This is a genomic window from Xanthomonas sp. LMC-A-07 (genome assembly GCF_030208825.1).
GTDB lineage: Bacteria > Pseudomonadota > Gammaproteobacteria > Xanthomonadales > Xanthomonadaceae > Xanthomonas > Xanthomonas campestris.
Window position 1 is genome coordinate 296,609 of sequence record NZ_JARVTF010000020.1, and the last position, 14,792, is coordinate 311,400.

Here is a 14,792-nt window from a genome sequence, read left to right on the forward strand (position 1 = left end):
AATGGGAATGGTTATCAAATGCATCTTAGCATGGCGGATTGCGCGGTTGGGTTCGTCTCGGGCGCAGCGTCTGGAACGGCGCTGCGACTAGTCCGTGGATGATGCCCACGCGTTGCGCGTGGGCATGCGGCAATCCGCTGGCGCCGCGCAGCCGTACGCCCAGCAGAGCGGCCTGTCCACGTGAGAAAACGGAACCCGCTACTCCGGCCGCAACTGCAGCGTGTATTGGGTGGCGGTGGGCAGGAACGGCGTGGGGCGCCCGTGGACCCAGTCGTCGTGGCCGGCGCCCCAGAACGGCGACAGCGGGTGGCCGCTTTGCCCGCCGGGCATGTGCACGATGCCGTCGCGCTCGTGTCCCGGGGAGACCACCATGCGCTCCGAAGCGCCAAAGGCCGGGCCCTGCACACGCGGCATGTCGCGATCGCCTGGGAGTTGGTCCGGCGGCATGCACAGCACATGTTTCGCCAACGCCGGCAGTGCACGCGCGATCGGGTGGCAGATGGCGGCGGTATTGCGTTCGCCCCAGGTGCGTTCGCCCAGCGTGTCGCCCTGTGAGGCCAGATCGGCATGCAGTGCGCGCGCGGTCTCGTCCAGCAGTTGCTCCCAGCTGCGATAAGGCGGCGGCAGCAGGTTGGCCGGGCGCTGCTGCAACAGCGGCCAGACAATGCCTTCCAGCTGTGCGCGGCGCGGCGGCAGGAAGCTCTCGCCCAGTGCGTCTTTGGCGGGGGCGAGCAGGCCGGCCTGAAGCGTATCGAGCAGCATGCCGCGGAAGCCACGCACGATGCGGTAACTGGCCGAATCGGTGGCCGCATGGGCGCTCCACTGCCGTGTCGCCACTTCGATCCGTTGCAGCGCCGGGTCCTTGCTGTGTTCGACCACACTGCGCAGCAGCTGCCACCACCGCGTGAGCAGCACGGCACGATCATCGAGCTGGATGGCCAGCAGATCGCGTTCGGTGAAGCGCTGCTTGGCGAACAGGTCGTCGCGGATCTGCTGCGCACGCGCACCGAGGTCGTAACCGGCATTGCCCAGGATGGCGAGCTGTTGCGCATCGACGATGCGGCTATTGGCGGTCCACAGGCGGTGCGTGGGTGGGTCGATCAGCGACGGCGCGGCATCGCTGCGTAGCGGCCAGGGCACGCAGCCGCCAGGCGAATTGCCCGGCGCGACGGTGCCATTCGAAGCGGGCGTGGTGGGCGCAAGCTCGGCAATCCCGCTGGGCCAGCAGCCCGGGTTGCGCGCTGGCCGCGCGCCGATGAGCCGCCAGCCGATGCGCCCGCTCCGGTCGGCAATCAGCAGGTTCTGTGCCGGGATGCCGGAGCGGTCTGCCACGGCGAAGGCGGCCTCCAGATCGCCGGCGTTGACCATCTCGGTGAAATCCAGGCGGATTGCCCCGGGCAGTTGCGCCGCCCAGCGCAGGGCGAGCAGATCGCCGTTGGCCTCGGTGTGCAGGATCGGGCCCCATTCCGCCTCGCGGACAGTGAACGTCACCGGCGCGGCGCCGGCCACGCGAATGGTTTCGGTGTAATCGCGCAGCGGGATGGTGCGGTCTGCCTGGTCAGCCGGAATGCGGGCGAAATCGGCGGTGTCGATGTAGCTGTTGGTGAACGCCCATGCCACATGCCCATTGCTGCCGACCACCACTGCGGGCAGGCCGGGAAGGGTGAAGCCGGTGGCGTCCACCTTGCCGTCGGGCGCGCGTGTATCCGGATAGCGCAGGCGCGCGCGGAACCAGATATTGGGTGCGCGCAGGCCCAGGTGCATGTCATCGGCGACGATGGCGCGGCCATCGGCGGTGAGGCTGCCATCCACGGCAAAGTTGTTGCTGCCGGGCGTGGGGGCCTCGGCGCCGGGCGGGGTGGACGGGTGCGGGAGGCGGCGCAGGTCGACAGCGGCAGCATCCGGCAACACCGCATCGCCGAGCGCCGGGCCGAACAGCGGTGCATCCCAGCTGGAGCCCTGATGATCGAGCAGGGCGGCCAGTGCCGGCGGTACCACCGCGCGGATGCGCGCAGCGGCCAGTTCGGTCTGATTGTCGTTGTCCTGCAGGTCGGCGTACATCGCCATGCCGGTCAGGATGGAATCGTCCAGCGTCCAGGCGCGCGGGGTCTGCCGCAGCAACAGATACGGCCATGGCCGCACGCGCAATGCCGCCAGCCCCGCGTTTACGCCCTCGGTATAGGCCTGCAGTGCCGCATGCTCGCTGCCGGCGGCCACATCCAGGCTGGCGTGCACACGGGCGCGCAGGCGGTGCACGCGGTTGCGTTTGTCCAGGTCCAGCGCAGCAGGGCCGAACAGTTCGGACAGTTCGCCAGCCGATGCGCGGCGCATCAGGTCCATTTCGAAATAGCGCTCCTGCGCGTGCACATACCCGAGCGCACGCAGCGCATCGCGTTGGCTGGTGGCGTCGATGGTGACCACGCCGCCCGCGTCGCGGAGCACGCTGACCGGTGCGCCCAGGCCACGTAGCGCAGTCTCGCCGTCCAGCCGTGGCAGGCTGCCACGCACCGCCAGGTAGAGCCCCAGCGTGACCAGCAGGGTGAGCACCACCAGGGCCAGCAACAGCCGGCGCAGCCATTTGCGCATCATCGATTCCTTGAGCGATTCATCTGTGACCAGTGTCGCGCCGGTGCGTGACCGTTGCCGGTCCGCCTGCAAGCGCAACTGAAAGTGATTCCGATTAGATCATTGCCCGCCCGCTTCGGGCACCATGCGCGCATTGCGTTGCTGGAGCACACCATGAAAGGCCATCCCGAAGTCGTCGATTACCTCAAGCAGCTGCTGCGCGGCGAATTGGCGGCGCGCGATCAATATTTCCTGCATTCGCGCCGTTACGAGGACCAGGGCCTGATGGCGCTGTACGAGCGCATCAATCACGAGATGGAAGAGGAAACCGAGCATGCCGACGCGCTGCTGCGTCGCATCCTGTTCCTGGAAGGCGACCCGGACATGCGGCCTGCCGAGTTTGCGCCGGGCAAAACCGTAGTGGAGATGCTGGAGCGCGATCTGGTCGTGGAATACGAAGTGCGCGCTGCGCTGGCCGCCGGCATGAAGCTGTGTGAAGACCACGGCGACTACGTCAGCCGCGACATGCTGCTCAAGCAGTTGCAGGACACCGAGGAAGATCATGCCTGGTGGCTGGAGCAGCAGCTCGGCCTGATCAAGCGCATCGGCCTGGAGCTGTACCAGACCTCGAAGATCGACAAGAGTCACGTGGCCGGGTAAATCCGGTCTCGACGCGGCGCAGCGGTCGGTCTGCGTGGCGGAGTGGAAGCGGGGTACGTGTTCGAGGCGTGCTGCCTGCGTGTCGTGGGGTGGCAGCTGCCGGGTGTGCAGGGCAGTTTCTTGCGTCGGGTCGGTGCAGTTCTCGTGAGTCACCGCATCAGTAGTGCCGTGTGGTGTTGTCGATGTGTGCGGGCGACTCGCACGCTCGCCGTTGCGATCACCGCGCGGCACAGCCGTTCCCGTCTATGTCGATCCGTTGCGTTGCAGACGGTACACGCCGGTTGCCAGCGCGGTCACGCCATCGGCGCGGAAGCGCGGCTCCTGGTCGAGGATGTCGCGCTGCTCCAGTAGTTGCACCTGCCAGTGGGCATCGAATAAACCATGCACCTCGGCTGCGTCCACCGAAAACGGTGGGCCGGCTTTTTCGGCTTGCGGATACTCCAGGGTGATCAGCAGACCACAGCACTGCGCAGGCAGGCGCGCATAGACGGTGCGTAGATACTGCTGGCGCAGGTCAGCTGGAAGTGCCACCAGCGCCGCGCGATCGTAGACGGCGCTGCAATCAGCCAGCACCTGCGCATCCAGCGCAAATGCGTCACCGCAGATGATCTCGATCGGGCCGGCGACGTAGTGCTCGCCCATGTTGCTGGTGTGGCGCTTTGGCTCAATCCCGGCAGTTGCAAAGAACTGCGTGACTGCCAGCGGCGACAGCTCCACGCCAAGCACGCGGTGGCCTTGCGCGGCCAGCCAGTGCATATCCAGGCTCTTGCCACACAACGGGACCAGCACGCGACCAGCAGGCGGCGCCTGTACGGCGGGCCAGTGCTTCTGCAGCAGCGGCATCACCTCGTCCTGATGAAAGCCGGTCTGGCCGGCCTGCCAGCGTTGTATCCAGAACTCCGTGTCCATCGTGTTTCTCTAGCTGCGCTTTGGCGCGGTGATCATTGGCCCGCTTTGAACACAGCGTTGGCTTATGCGATGGCGATTAACTGCCGGCACAGAGCTACGCATGCTTGCGTGGACGCAGGCTTGGTCAGCAATGCGCATGAGCGCGCAGTGCTCGGCATTCGTTGATGGGAAAACGCGCCGCCGCGCGTGTGGCTGGTGAACACCCATTACTGCACGTCCAACCCATCCACCTTCTGCCGCGCCTCAGTCACCCATAAGCACGGCAGTGCCAAACGCGCCGCCGCGCGCTCGGCTGGTGAAAATCCTTACTGCACGTCTAGCCCATCCACCTTCTGCCACCCACGCGGCAACAACGCGCCACGGCTTGCACGCGCGCCCACATAGGTGTCCAGATCCTTGAACGACAGGCTCATCACGCGTGCGCCACTGCGCACCAGCAAGGTGTTGCCCGGGGCGACCGCGGCCACGGCGACCACGCGTTCGGTGCCGAGCTTGGCCTTGGGGATCTCGATGAGCTTGTTGCCCTTGCCCTTGTCCAGCTCGGGCAGGTCGGAGGCGGTGATCGCCAGCAGGTTGCCGGCGCTGGTCACCGCCACGATGCGGTCGGTCTGCGGGTTGAGCACCTGCGCTGGCGTCAGCACATGCGCGCCGGTGGTCAGGTTGAGCATCGCCTTGCCGGCCTTGTTGCGGCCGGTGAGGTTTTCGAAACGGGTCACGAAGCCGTAGCCGTGCGAGGACGCCAGCACGAAGCGGGCATTGTTCTCGCCGCTGGCCAGCACCTGGAACGAGGCGCCGGAGGCCGGTGAAAAACGCCCAGTCAATGGTTCGCCGTTGCCGCGCGCCGAGGGCAGGGTGTGCACCAGCGTGGAGTACGCGCGGCCGTCCGAATCCAGGAACGCCACGTGGTAGGTGCTGCGGCTGCGCACGGCGGCCAGCAGGCCGTCGCCGTCGCGGTACGACATGCCAGCCGGATCCACCTCGTGGCCCTTCGCTGCACGCACCCAGCCCTTCTCCGACAGCACCACCGTCATCGGTTCGCTGGCGACCATCTCGGTTTCGTCGATCGCCTGTGCGGCGCCACGCTGCACCAGCGGCGAGCGACGCGCATCGCCGAACTTCTTGGCGTCGGCGGTGAGCTCGTCCTTGATCAGCTTCTTCAGCTTGGTCTTGCTGCCGAGGATGGACAGGATCTGCTCGCGCTCCTTGGCGAGGGCTTCCTGCTCGCCGCGGATCTTCATTTCTTCGAGGCGCGCCAGCTGGCGCAACTTGGTTTCCAGGATGTATTCGGCCTGTTCTTCGCTGAGCGCAAAGCGGGCGATCAGCACCGGCTTGGGTTCGTCCTCGCTGCGGACGATGCGGATGACTTCATCCAGGTTGAGGAAGGCGATCAGCAAGCCTTCCAACAGGTGCAGGCGGCGCTCGACCTTCTGCAGGCGATGGTTGAGGCGGCGGGTGACGGTGTCGCTGCGGAAGGTCAGCCATTCGCTCAGCAGGTGCTTGAGGTTCTTGACCTGCGGGCGGCCATCCAGGCCGATCACATTGAGATTGACGCGGTAGCTGCGTTCCAGATCGGTGGTGACGAACAGGTGGCCCATCAACTGCTCGGCATCGACGCGGTTGGAGCGCGGCACCAGTACCACCCGTACCGGGCTGGTGTGGTCGGATTCGTCGCGGATGTCTTCCAGCCACGGCAGCTTTTTTGCGCGCATCTGCTGGGCGATCTGCTCGATCACCTTGGACGGCGAGACCTGGTAGGGCAACGCGTCGATGACGATGTTGGCGTGTTCTTTCTTGTAGGTGGCGCGGGCGCGCACGCTGCCGTGGCCGGTCTCGTAGATGGCACGTAGATCGGCAACGGGGGTGATGATTTCCGCGCTGGTCGGGTAGTCCGGGCCCAGCACGTGTTCGCACAGCTGCGCCACCGTGGCGTCCGGGTCGTCGAGCAGGTGCAGCAGCGCGCTGACGATCTCGTTGAGGTTATGCGGCGGCACGTCGGTGGCCATGCCCACTGCGATGCCGGTGGTGCCGTTGAGCAACAGGTGCGGCAGGCGCGCCGGCAGCCAGGTGGGTTCTTCCAGGGTGCCGTCGAAGTTGGCCGCCCAGTCGGTGGTGCCCTGGCTGATTTCGCCCAGCAGCACTTCGGCGATCGGGGTGAGCTTGGATTCGGTGTAGCGCATCGCCGCGAACGACTTGGGGTCGTCGGTGGAGCCGAAGTTGCCCTGGCCTTCGATCAACGGATAGCGGTAGGAGAACGGCTGCGCCATCAACACCAGCGCTTCGTAGCAGGCGCTATCGCCGTGCGGGTGGTACTTACCGATCACATCGCCCACGGTACGCGCGGACTTCTTGGGCTTGGCAGCCGCGTTCAACCCCAGCTCGCTCATCGCGAAGATGATGCGGCGCTGCACCGGCTTCAGGCCGTCGCCCAGGAACGGCAGGGCGCGGTCGAGCACCACGTACATCGAATAATCGAGATAGGCGCGTTCGGCGTACTCGCGCAGCGGCAGCTGCTCGAAGCCATGGAAGGTGGGGCGGGTCAGATCGGTCATGCGAAGCCAGGTCCTACGAAAGAAGAACCCGCGCCAGCGCGCGGGCTCGAAGAGCGCCGATTATCCGGATGCGGCGGGGGATGCCAAGCCGCGCGCGTGGCCGCCGGCCAGATAACGGGCCGGCGGGGCACCGAAATGCCGGTGGAAGACGCTGACGAAGGCGCTGGGGCTGCTGTAGCCAAGCTGGTCGGCGACCTGCGCCACCGCGGTGCCCTGGCTGAGCCGGCGCAGGCCCTCGGCCAGGCGCGCCTGCTGCCGCCATTGCGCAAAACTGAGCCCGGTCTCGTCGCGGAAGTGCCGACTCAGGCTGCGCGGCGACAGCCCGCCCCAGGTGGCCCAGGCCTCGAGTGGGCGCGGGTCGGCGGGGGTGTCGAGCAGCTGCCGGGTAATGCGCAGCAGCCGCCGGTCCGCCGGCATCGGCAGGTGCAGGTGCTCGATCGGCGCCTGGCACAGCTCGTCCAGCAGGACCGCCGCCAGGCGTTGCCGGGCCGGATCCACGGGTTCGGCCAGCATCTCGCTCAGCGGCCAGCTGGCCGCCCGCATGATCACCTCGCGGGCCAGCCCGCTCAGGCGGATCACCCCGCTGCGCGCCGGCAGGCCGGTGCAGGCATCCGGCCGCACCACCACGCCCCAGCCGCGCAGCGGCCCGGCCAACTCCACGGTGTGCTGCTGGCCGGGCGGCATCCAGCCGGCACAGCCGGGCGGCAGCGAGGAGGTGCCGTGTTCGGTGTGCACGGTCAGCACGCCCTGTTCGACATACATCAGCTGGCCGCGCATATGCGCATGCCAGGCGGTCTCCGGCGCCCACACCGCACGCAGGTCGGCGCGGAAGGCGACCACCACCGGGCCATCCGCCCATTCGAAGCTGGCCCGCGCGCCAGGTGGCAGCGCATCGATCTCGGTTGGCCGGTTTTCGTTATTCATTGGCCAGATTGTATTACCGGGCCAGCTGGCGGGGCGCGTATCGTCTCGATCCTTGCAATCGGTTTTATCCCGGATGACATATTTGCGTTGACAAATATATTTTACGGAACAAAATAACGCCCCATGATCGACTCCACAGCCACCACGCCGCCGACCTTCGGCTTGCTGTTGCGCCAGGTGCGCGACGCGTTGATGCGCCAGCTCGATGCCGAGATGAAGGGCGAGCTGCCCGACTTCGGCTTCAGCCATTACGTGGGCCTGAAGGTGCTGGCAGTGCGCTCGCCGTGTACCGCCAACGAGCTGGCCCAGGCGCTGGACCAGACCCCGAGCGCGGTCACGCGCCTGCTCGACAAGCTCGAGGCGCTGGGCGCAGTGCGGCGCGAGCCACATGCGCAGGATCGCCGCGCGCTGCAGATCGTCATGACCGAACAGGGCGTAGCGCTGTGGGAGCGCCTGCGGCTGCGCGGCGAACGCGCCATGGAGCATGGCCTGCGCGACCTGTCGGCGCCCGAGCGCGAGCAACTCACTTCTCTTCTCATCCGTGTCCGCGATGCACTCAACTCATGAACGCTGCTAGTTCCTTCCTTCAGAGGCGGCACCCGCGCGCAGTGCGCAGGCTGCGGCCGATCCTCGTGACCACGCTGGCCCTGGCGCTGGCCGCCTGTGCCAGCAGCCGCGGCCTGGCGCCGCAAGGCACCGTGCTGGAGCCCGGCGCCGTGCATGCCGAGCGCACCTTCGGGCAGGCGCAGCTCAGCCCGGCCGCCTGGCCGGCCAGTGACTGGTGGCGTGCCTTGGGCGACCCGCAGTTGGACGCGCTGATCGCCGAAGGCCTGCAGCACAGCCCCAGCCTGGCCGCTGCCGATGCACGGCTGCGCCAGGCGCAGGCGCGCACCGGCACTGCCCAGGCCGACCGCGGCCCCAGCCTGTCGGTCTCCGGCGGCTACACCGGCCTGCAATTGCCCGAATCGATGGTGGGCGAGGAGCGCGGCGGCAGCTATGCCGGCAGCGCGCAGGTGGTGCTGGACTTCCGTTATGGCGTGGACCTGTGGGGCGGCAAGCGCGCCGCGTGGGAAGCAGCCGTGGACCAGGCGCATGCCGCCGAGGTGGACGCGCAGGCGGCACGCCTCAACCTGTCGGCGGCCATCGCCGAAGGCTACGCACAGCTCGCCTACGCCTGGGATCTGCAGGACGTGGCCAACGATGAGCTGGCACGTGCGCAGAAAACCCTGGAGCTGACCCAGCGCCGCCGCGGCGCCGGCATCGACAGCGAATTGCAGGTGCGTCAGGCGCAGGCCCGCGTGCCCGCCGCGCAGCAGCAGGTGCAATCGGCGCAGCAGCAGATCGACGAAGCACGCAATGCCCTGGCCGCGCTGGTTGGGCAGGGCCCGGACCGCGGGCTGGACATCGCGCGCCCGGTGCTGAGCCAGAGCGTGCCGCCGCAACTGCCCAGCGCCTTGCCGGCCGACCTGCTCGGCCGTCGCCCCGATGTGGTGGCGGCGCGCTGGCGCGTGGAAGCGGCCGACAAGGACATCGCCGTCGCCAAGGCGCGCTTCTATCCCAGCCTCAACCTCACCGCGCTGGGCGGGGTGATCAACTCCGATGTCGGCAAGCTGCTGGAAAGCGGCTCGGTCCTCGGTGTGGTGGCCCCGGCCTTGAGCCTGCCCATCTTCGATGGCGGCCGGCTGCGCGCCGGCTTGGCTGGCAGCGATGCGCAGTACGACCTGGCGGTGGCCGACTACAACCAGAAGGTGCTCGACGCCCTGCGTGAAGTGGCCGACCAGGTCAACGCGGTGCGCTCGCTGGAGCAGCGCGCACGCGCGCAGAACGACGCCGTGCAGACCGCCAGCGCCGCCTTCGACCTGGCCCAGCAGCGCTACCGCGCCGGCATCGGCAGCTATCTGGAAGTGCTGAGCGTGCAGGAGCAATTGCTCACCGCGCGCCAGCGCATGGCCGGGCTGCATTCCCAACAAGTCATGGCCTCGGTGAAGTTGCGCCGTGCGCTGGGCGGCGGCTTTACGCCGGAGCCTGCGCACGACACCGCACACGCCGCGACCTCTTCCGCACAACCGCATTCCTGAGACATCGACGATGAGCCAGACGACTCCTACCTCTTCGCATCCCGCGCCGGCCGCACCGAGCAAGCGCCGCAAACTGCTGCGCATCGTCGCCATCCTGGTGATCCTTGCGGTCATCGGCCTGGTGGTGTGGTACTTCCTGATCGGGCGCTGGGCTGAAGACACCGACGACGCCTACGTGCAGGGCAACCAGGTGCAGATCACCCCGATGGTGGGTGGCACCGTGGTGAGCATCGGCGCCGAAGACGGCATGCGCGTGGAGCGCGGCCAGCTGCTGGTGCAGCTGGACCCGTCCGACACCGCGGTCGCCTTGCAGCAGGCCGAAGCCAACCTCGCCAAGACCGTGCGCCAGGTGCGTGGTCTGTACCGCAGTGTGGAAGGCGCGCAGGCCGAACTTTCTGCACGCGAAGTGACACTGCGCAGTGCACGTGCCGACTTCGCACGCCGCAAGGACCTTGCTGCAAGCGGTGCGATTTCCAACGAAGAACTGGCCCATGCCCGCGATGAACTCGCTGCCGCCGAAGCGGCGGTGAGCGGCTCGCGCGAAAGCTTCGAGCGCAATCGCGCGTTGGTCGACGACACCGAAGTGGCCACCCAGCCCGACGTGCAGGCCGCCGCGGCGCAGCTGCGCCAGGCCTTCCTCAACCATGCGCGTACCGGCGTGGTAGCACCGGTGTCCGGATATGTCGCGCGGCGTTCGGCGCAGGTAGGCCAGCGGGTGCAGCCCGGCACCGTGCTGATGGCGGTGGTGCCGCCGGAGCAGATGTGGGTGGAAGCCAATTTCAAGGAAACCCAGCTCAAGCACATGCGTCTGGGCCAGACCGTGGAACTGCATTCGGATCTGTACGGCGGTGGCGTGGATTACACCGGCCGCATCGAAAGCCTGGGCCTGGGCACCGGCAGCGCGTTCTCGCTGTTGCCGGCGCAGAACGCCAGCGGCAACTGGATCAAGATCGTGCAGCGCGTGCCGGTGCGCATCGCCATCGAGCCCAAGCAACTGGCGGCCAACCCGCTGCGTCTGGGGTTGTCGATGAAGGTCGACGTCAACCTGCACGACCAGCAGGGCAGTGTGCTGCCGACCAAGCTTGCCAGCGGCGCGGTGTTCTCCACCGATGTCTACGCGCAGCAGCTCAAGGCCGCCGACGCCGACATCCATCGCATCATCCAGGACAACCTGCCGACGCAGGCTGCCACCAAGGCGGGCTAAGCCACCATGTCTTCGCAAGCTCCCACCGCGCCCGGCGGCCCTTCGGCACCGGCGCCCGCCGCGGGCTTTCGCCCGGCGAGCGTGGCGCTGTGCACAGTAGGCCTGGCGATGGCCTCGTTCATGCAGGTGCTGGACACCACCATCGCCAACGTCTCGTTGCCCACCATCGCCGGTAATCTCGGCGCCAGTTCGCAGCAGGCCACCTGGGTCATCACCTCGTTCGCGGTGAGCACCGCGATCGCGTTGCCGCTGACCGGCTGGCTGAGCCGTCGCTTCGGCGAAACCAAGCTGTTCGTGTGGTCCACGCTGGCCTTCACCATCGCCTCGCTGCTGTGCGGCCTCGCCCAGAGCATGGGCATGCTGGTGGTGGCGCGTGCGCTGCAGGGTTTCGTGGCCGGGCCGATGTACCCGATTACGCAGAGTCTGCTGGTGTCGATCTATCCGCGCGAAAAACGCGGGCAGGCGCTGGCCTTGCTGGCCATGATCACGGTGGTGGCGCCGATCGCCGGCCCGATCCTGGGCGGCTGGATCACCGACAACTACAGCTGGGAATGGATCTTCCTGATCAACGTGCCGCTGGGCATCATCGCCAGCAGCATCGTCGGTTCGCAGTTGCGGCATCGCCCGGAACAGCTGGAACGGCCGCGCATGGATTACATCGGCCTGATCCTGCTGGTGGTCGGCGTGGGCGCGCTGCAGCTGGTGCTGGACCTGGGTAACGACGAAGACTGGTTTTCTTCCGACAAGATCGTGGTGCTGGCCTGCGTCGCAGCCGTGGCGCTGGTGGTGTTCGTGATCTGGGAACTCACCGACAAGGATCCCATCGTCGATCTGAAGCTATTCCGGCACCGCAACTTCCGCGCCGGCACGCTCGCCATGGTGGTGGCCTACGCGGCTTTCTTCAGCGTCAGCCTGCTGATCCCGCAGTGGTTGCAACGCGACATGGGCTACACCGCGATCTGGGCGGGCCTGGCCACCGCGCCGATCGGCATCCTGCCGGTGTTGATGACGCCGTTCGTGGGCAAGTACGCGTTGCGTTTCGATCTGCGCATGCTCGCCACCATTGCCTTCATCTTCATGTCGTTCACCAGCTTCTTCCGTTCCAACTTCAACCTGCAGGTGGACTTCGCCCACGTGGCGACCATCCAGCTGGTGATGGGCGTGGGCGTGGCCTTGTTCTTCATGCCGGTGCTGCAGATCCTGCTCTCGGATCTGGACGGGCGCGAGATCGCGGCCGGCTCCGGCCTGGCCACGTTCTTGCGCACGCTAGGCGGCAGTTTTGCCGCATCGCTGACCACGTATCTGTGGGCGCGCCGTACGCAGGTGCACCATGCGCACATCACCGAACACATCTCGGTGTACACGCCCGGCATGCAGGAGCAGGTCACCGCAATGGGGCAGGGCGACCTGCAACGCGGCGCGGCCTCGCTCAACAACATGATCAATCACCAGGCCTCGCAGATGGGCTTCAACGACATCTTCTATCTGCTCGGCTGGACCTTCTTGGGCATCATCTTCTTCCTGTGGCTGGCCAAGCCACCGTTCGGCGCCGGTGCCGGCGGCGCCGCGGCAGCCGGGGGGCACTGAGCGCAGCTGATAGCGCGCATCAGTTGTGGTGTGCCTGCTGCACTTCGATCGCGGTGCCGGCAGGTGCATCCGCGGTGTGAGGTGTCGTTGTGGCCGTTTCGGCGGCCTTGGCTGAGGTGTCCTCATGCAACGGCGTCAGCATCTGCAGCGGCTTGCCTTGATAGCGGTACTGCAGCGCGTCTTGTAGACGACGTAGTGATTGCACCTGAGTGCAGAGTGCATTGGCCTTGACGTCGATCGTGGCCGCTCGCGCGTCGAGCTTGGCATCCAGCGGGCCATCCATCGCTTGGGCACGTTGGTCGATCCCATCCGCACGCCCGGTCATGATCTGCCACATCAGATGCCGCCCGATGCTGCCTTTGAATGCCTCGGCTTCCTGCTCGACGTAGCGCTCAAAGTTGCCATCGAAGGCCTGTTGGTCCCAGCGTCCCTTGCCGAGCGTGTCATCGACGTACACGCTAGCGCGCTTGCGCAGGCGTTCGATTTTGCGGGCGTTGAGCCAACTACCGGTCATGACCTCGACCACACCCCCGAGCGCGTCGTAGCTAAGGTCGATCACGTCACGCGCAATCCCTGCGACCTGTGGCATCAACTGGCGTGCTTGCGTTTCCATCGCCTGCAACCGCTGCGCATCGTCCGCGCTGATCTGCTGCAACTGGTGGTCGACACTCAGTTCGCCTGCATGGAAGAAGATCTCGCGCGGCAGTCCGTCTGCGCGATACAGCCAGATGCCGCCGCTGTCGGCGAGCACATTGAATGGCGTACTGAGGCTGCAGTGCGAAGACGAGAGCTGCACGCGATGGCCGTGCCCACCCGCGGTAGCGTCGTCGTCCTGGCCGCGAGCGTGGACGCTGGAAGCAACAAGCAAGAGAACGAGCGCAAAGGAGCTTCGCATCGACGGGGCCATGCGCAGTGGTGTCATACCGAATGGTCCGCTTCGTTGCCATGCACGGTCGCGTGTCGAAAGTCACTGCGCAGGATCTGCAGTCGCTCCGAGATGCGCGGTCATGTGTGAGGACATCCATGAAGCTTGGTTGCCTCTCGATCGTCGTGTTGACGCCTTTTAGTGAATTACCAGCAAGGTCAGTGCGCCAGGCATTGCCGATCGTGCAATCGCGTGCAGTAGCATGCGGCGCAGCGACGCGTGCTGAGGTGTTCGAACGATGCAGTGCGTGGCGCATGGCATGGGCATGCTGCCCGTGTTCTCACTCAAACAAGGAAGCTTTCATGATGTTTGGATCTCAGTTGCGCCGCCTGTCTGCGGCCGCCGTACTCGTTCCCCTGCTGTCGCTGGCCGCCATCACCCAGACGCAGGCTGCTGGCGCACGCCCGGAGGTTGCCAAGCAGGCCAAGGCCTACAGCTCCAGGGATGGCATCAAGGTATCGACCTTGCGCTATGGCCCGCGCGAGAAGAACCAGGCGCTGGTCCAGGTGACCGGTGCCGATAGCGAGATCGACGACAAGATCCTGTTGGCCAGCACCGCCGCGACCCAGAAGGACACCCGCTACACGGTGCAACTGCGCGGGCAGCCGTACGTGCTGCTGATCCTCAATGCCGGAACTGGCGAGTTGTACCTGCCTAGCGCACAGAAGGCTGCACAGGTGGGATACGACGCCGCTGCCTCCGAGCAGATCAACGCCGAGCATTACCTGACCGATTATCAGGAACAGGCTGCCGCCAAGTAGGGCGCGTGGTGTCGCGACAGGCACTGGCGACAATGCCTGTCGCGATGTGGCTCATCTGACGCTAGCCACCGTGGAGACGTCTGCGCGGTCTGCGGTCACGTGCAAGCTCCAACGTCGCGGACCAAGTCATCTGCATCGACGCCAGGCCATCGCTTGGCGGTGCACAGCCGAACACACCGCTAGCGACTCCGGCTGCACGGCGTGCCATTCGCATCGCCTGTGACGCATCGCGACGACCGTGATTGCCCAAAAGCACAGCGCCCCGCGTGGTCAGCCACGGACAGCGACAACGCGCGACGCCAAGCAGCGTCAGCCACAGACAGTGGGCACCATCGGCACCGCACACTGCGATCGCCCAAACGCAAAAAACCCCGCCGAAGCGAGGTTTTTTACGATCTACCGTGAGTCGTGGTGCCCAGGAGAGGACTCGAACCTCCACGAAGTTGCCCCCGCTAGCACCTGAAGCTAGTGCGTCTACCAATTCCGCCACCTGGGCGACTCAGGGGGCGAATTGTGCAAGCTGGCGGCGCGGCTGTCAACGCAGTTGCACAAAAAAAGTTGGGCGCGCACGCGGGTAGATGCGCATGCCGAAACACGCAGTGGCGGACGCCGCAGGTACGTGCGTCCGCC

11 protein-coding genes and 1 tRNA gene are annotated in these 14,792 nt (G+C 66.5%); 6 read left to right on the plus strand and 6 right to left on the minus strand.

What is annotated here, in order from left to right; genetic code table 11:
- Positions 1 to 198: 198 nt before the first annotated feature.
- Positions 199 to 2,586, minus strand: a complete 2,388-nt coding sequence (locus QRM89_RS19845) for a penicillin acylase family protein (RefSeq protein WP_285448779.1) — start codon at positions 2,584 to 2,586, stop codon at positions 199 to 201.
- A 153-nt stretch (positions 2,587 to 2,739) separates the two neighbouring features.
- Between QRM89_RS19845 and bfr the strand changes: the two genes are divergently transcribed.
- Positions 2,740 to 3,225 (plus strand): bacterioferritin, encoded by a 486-nt coding sequence (bfr, locus tag QRM89_RS19850; RefSeq protein WP_114998424.1) that lies wholly within the window; start codon positions 2,740 to 2,742, stop codon positions 3,223 to 3,225.
- 243 nt (positions 3,226 to 3,468) lie between these two features.
- Here bfr and QRM89_RS19855 read toward each other — a convergent pair whose 3' ends face one another.
- The 3 genes from QRM89_RS19855 to QRM89_RS19865 form a co-directional block, all read right to left on the minus strand.
- Positions 3,469 to 4,134 carry a thiopurine S-methyltransferase gene (locus QRM89_RS19855; protein ID WP_115539962.1) on the minus strand — a complete coding sequence of 222 codons (666 nt, stop codon included), beginning with the start codon at positions 4,132 to 4,134 and terminating at the stop codon, positions 3,469 to 3,471.
- A gap of 305 nt (positions 4,135 to 4,439) precedes the next feature.
- Positions 4,440 to 6,683: a DNA topoisomerase IV subunit A gene (parC, locus tag QRM89_RS19860; RefSeq protein WP_076039267.1), complete on the minus strand. Its 2,244-nt coding sequence runs from the start codon at positions 6,681 to 6,683 to the stop codon at positions 4,440 to 4,442.
- 60 nt (positions 6,684 to 6,743) lie between these two features.
- Positions 6,744 to 7,607, minus strand: coding sequence for a helix-turn-helix transcriptional regulator (locus tag QRM89_RS19865; protein WP_285448780.1), 864 nt, complete (start codon positions 7,605 to 7,607; stop codon positions 6,744 to 6,746).
- A gap of 126 nt (positions 7,608 to 7,733) precedes the next feature.
- On the opposite strand from QRM89_RS19865, the gene QRM89_RS19870 reads away from it, so the two are divergent.
- From QRM89_RS19870 to QRM89_RS19885, 4 genes are read left to right on the plus strand one after another with little or no spacing between them, the layout of a single operon-like run.
- Complete coding sequence (locus tag QRM89_RS19870) at positions 7,734 to 8,174, plus strand: MarR family transcriptional regulator (RefSeq protein ID WP_029216859.1); 441 nt, start codon at positions 7,734 to 7,736, stop codon at positions 8,172 to 8,174.
- On the plus strand, positions 8,171 to 9,685 hold the full coding sequence (locus QRM89_RS19875; RefSeq protein ID WP_285448781.1) for an AdeC/AdeK/OprM family multidrug efflux complex outer membrane factor: 1,515 nt from the start codon (positions 8,171 to 8,173) through the stop codon (positions 9,683 to 9,685). The genes QRM89_RS19870 and QRM89_RS19875 overlap by 4 nt, the downstream gene beginning before the upstream one ends.
- Before the next feature lie 10 nt (positions 9,686 to 9,695).
- Complete coding sequence (locus tag QRM89_RS19880; RefSeq protein ID WP_042598728.1) at positions 9,696 to 10,889, plus strand: HlyD family efflux transporter periplasmic adaptor subunit; 1,194 nt, start codon at positions 9,696 to 9,698, stop codon at positions 10,887 to 10,889.
- Between the two features lie 6 nt (positions 10,890 to 10,895).
- Positions 10,896 to 12,476, plus strand: a complete 1,581-nt coding sequence (locus tag QRM89_RS19885; RefSeq protein WP_011036592.1) for a DHA2 family efflux MFS transporter permease subunit — start codon at positions 10,896 to 10,898, stop codon at positions 12,474 to 12,476.
- Between the two features lie 19 nt (positions 12,477 to 12,495).
- Here QRM89_RS19885 and QRM89_RS19890 read toward each other — a convergent pair whose 3' ends face one another.
- Positions 12,496 to 13,272, minus strand: a complete 777-nt coding sequence (locus tag QRM89_RS19890; RefSeq protein WP_343237691.1) for a DUF2884 family protein — start codon at positions 13,270 to 13,272, stop codon at positions 12,496 to 12,498.
- Positions 13,273 to 13,703: 431 nt separating this feature from the next.
- Between QRM89_RS19890 and QRM89_RS19895 the strand changes: the two genes are divergently transcribed.
- Positions 13,704 to 14,162: a hypothetical protein gene (locus QRM89_RS19895; RefSeq protein WP_285448783.1), complete on the plus strand. Its 459-nt coding sequence runs from the start codon at positions 13,704 to 13,706 to the stop codon at positions 14,160 to 14,162.
- 409 nt (positions 14,163 to 14,571) lie between these two features.
- Here the strand turns inward: QRM89_RS19895 and QRM89_RS19900 are convergent.
- Positions 14,572 to 14,658: transfer RNA gene (locus QRM89_RS19900), tRNA-Leu, on the minus strand.
- Between the last annotated feature and the right edge of the window lie 134 nt (positions 14,659 to 14,792).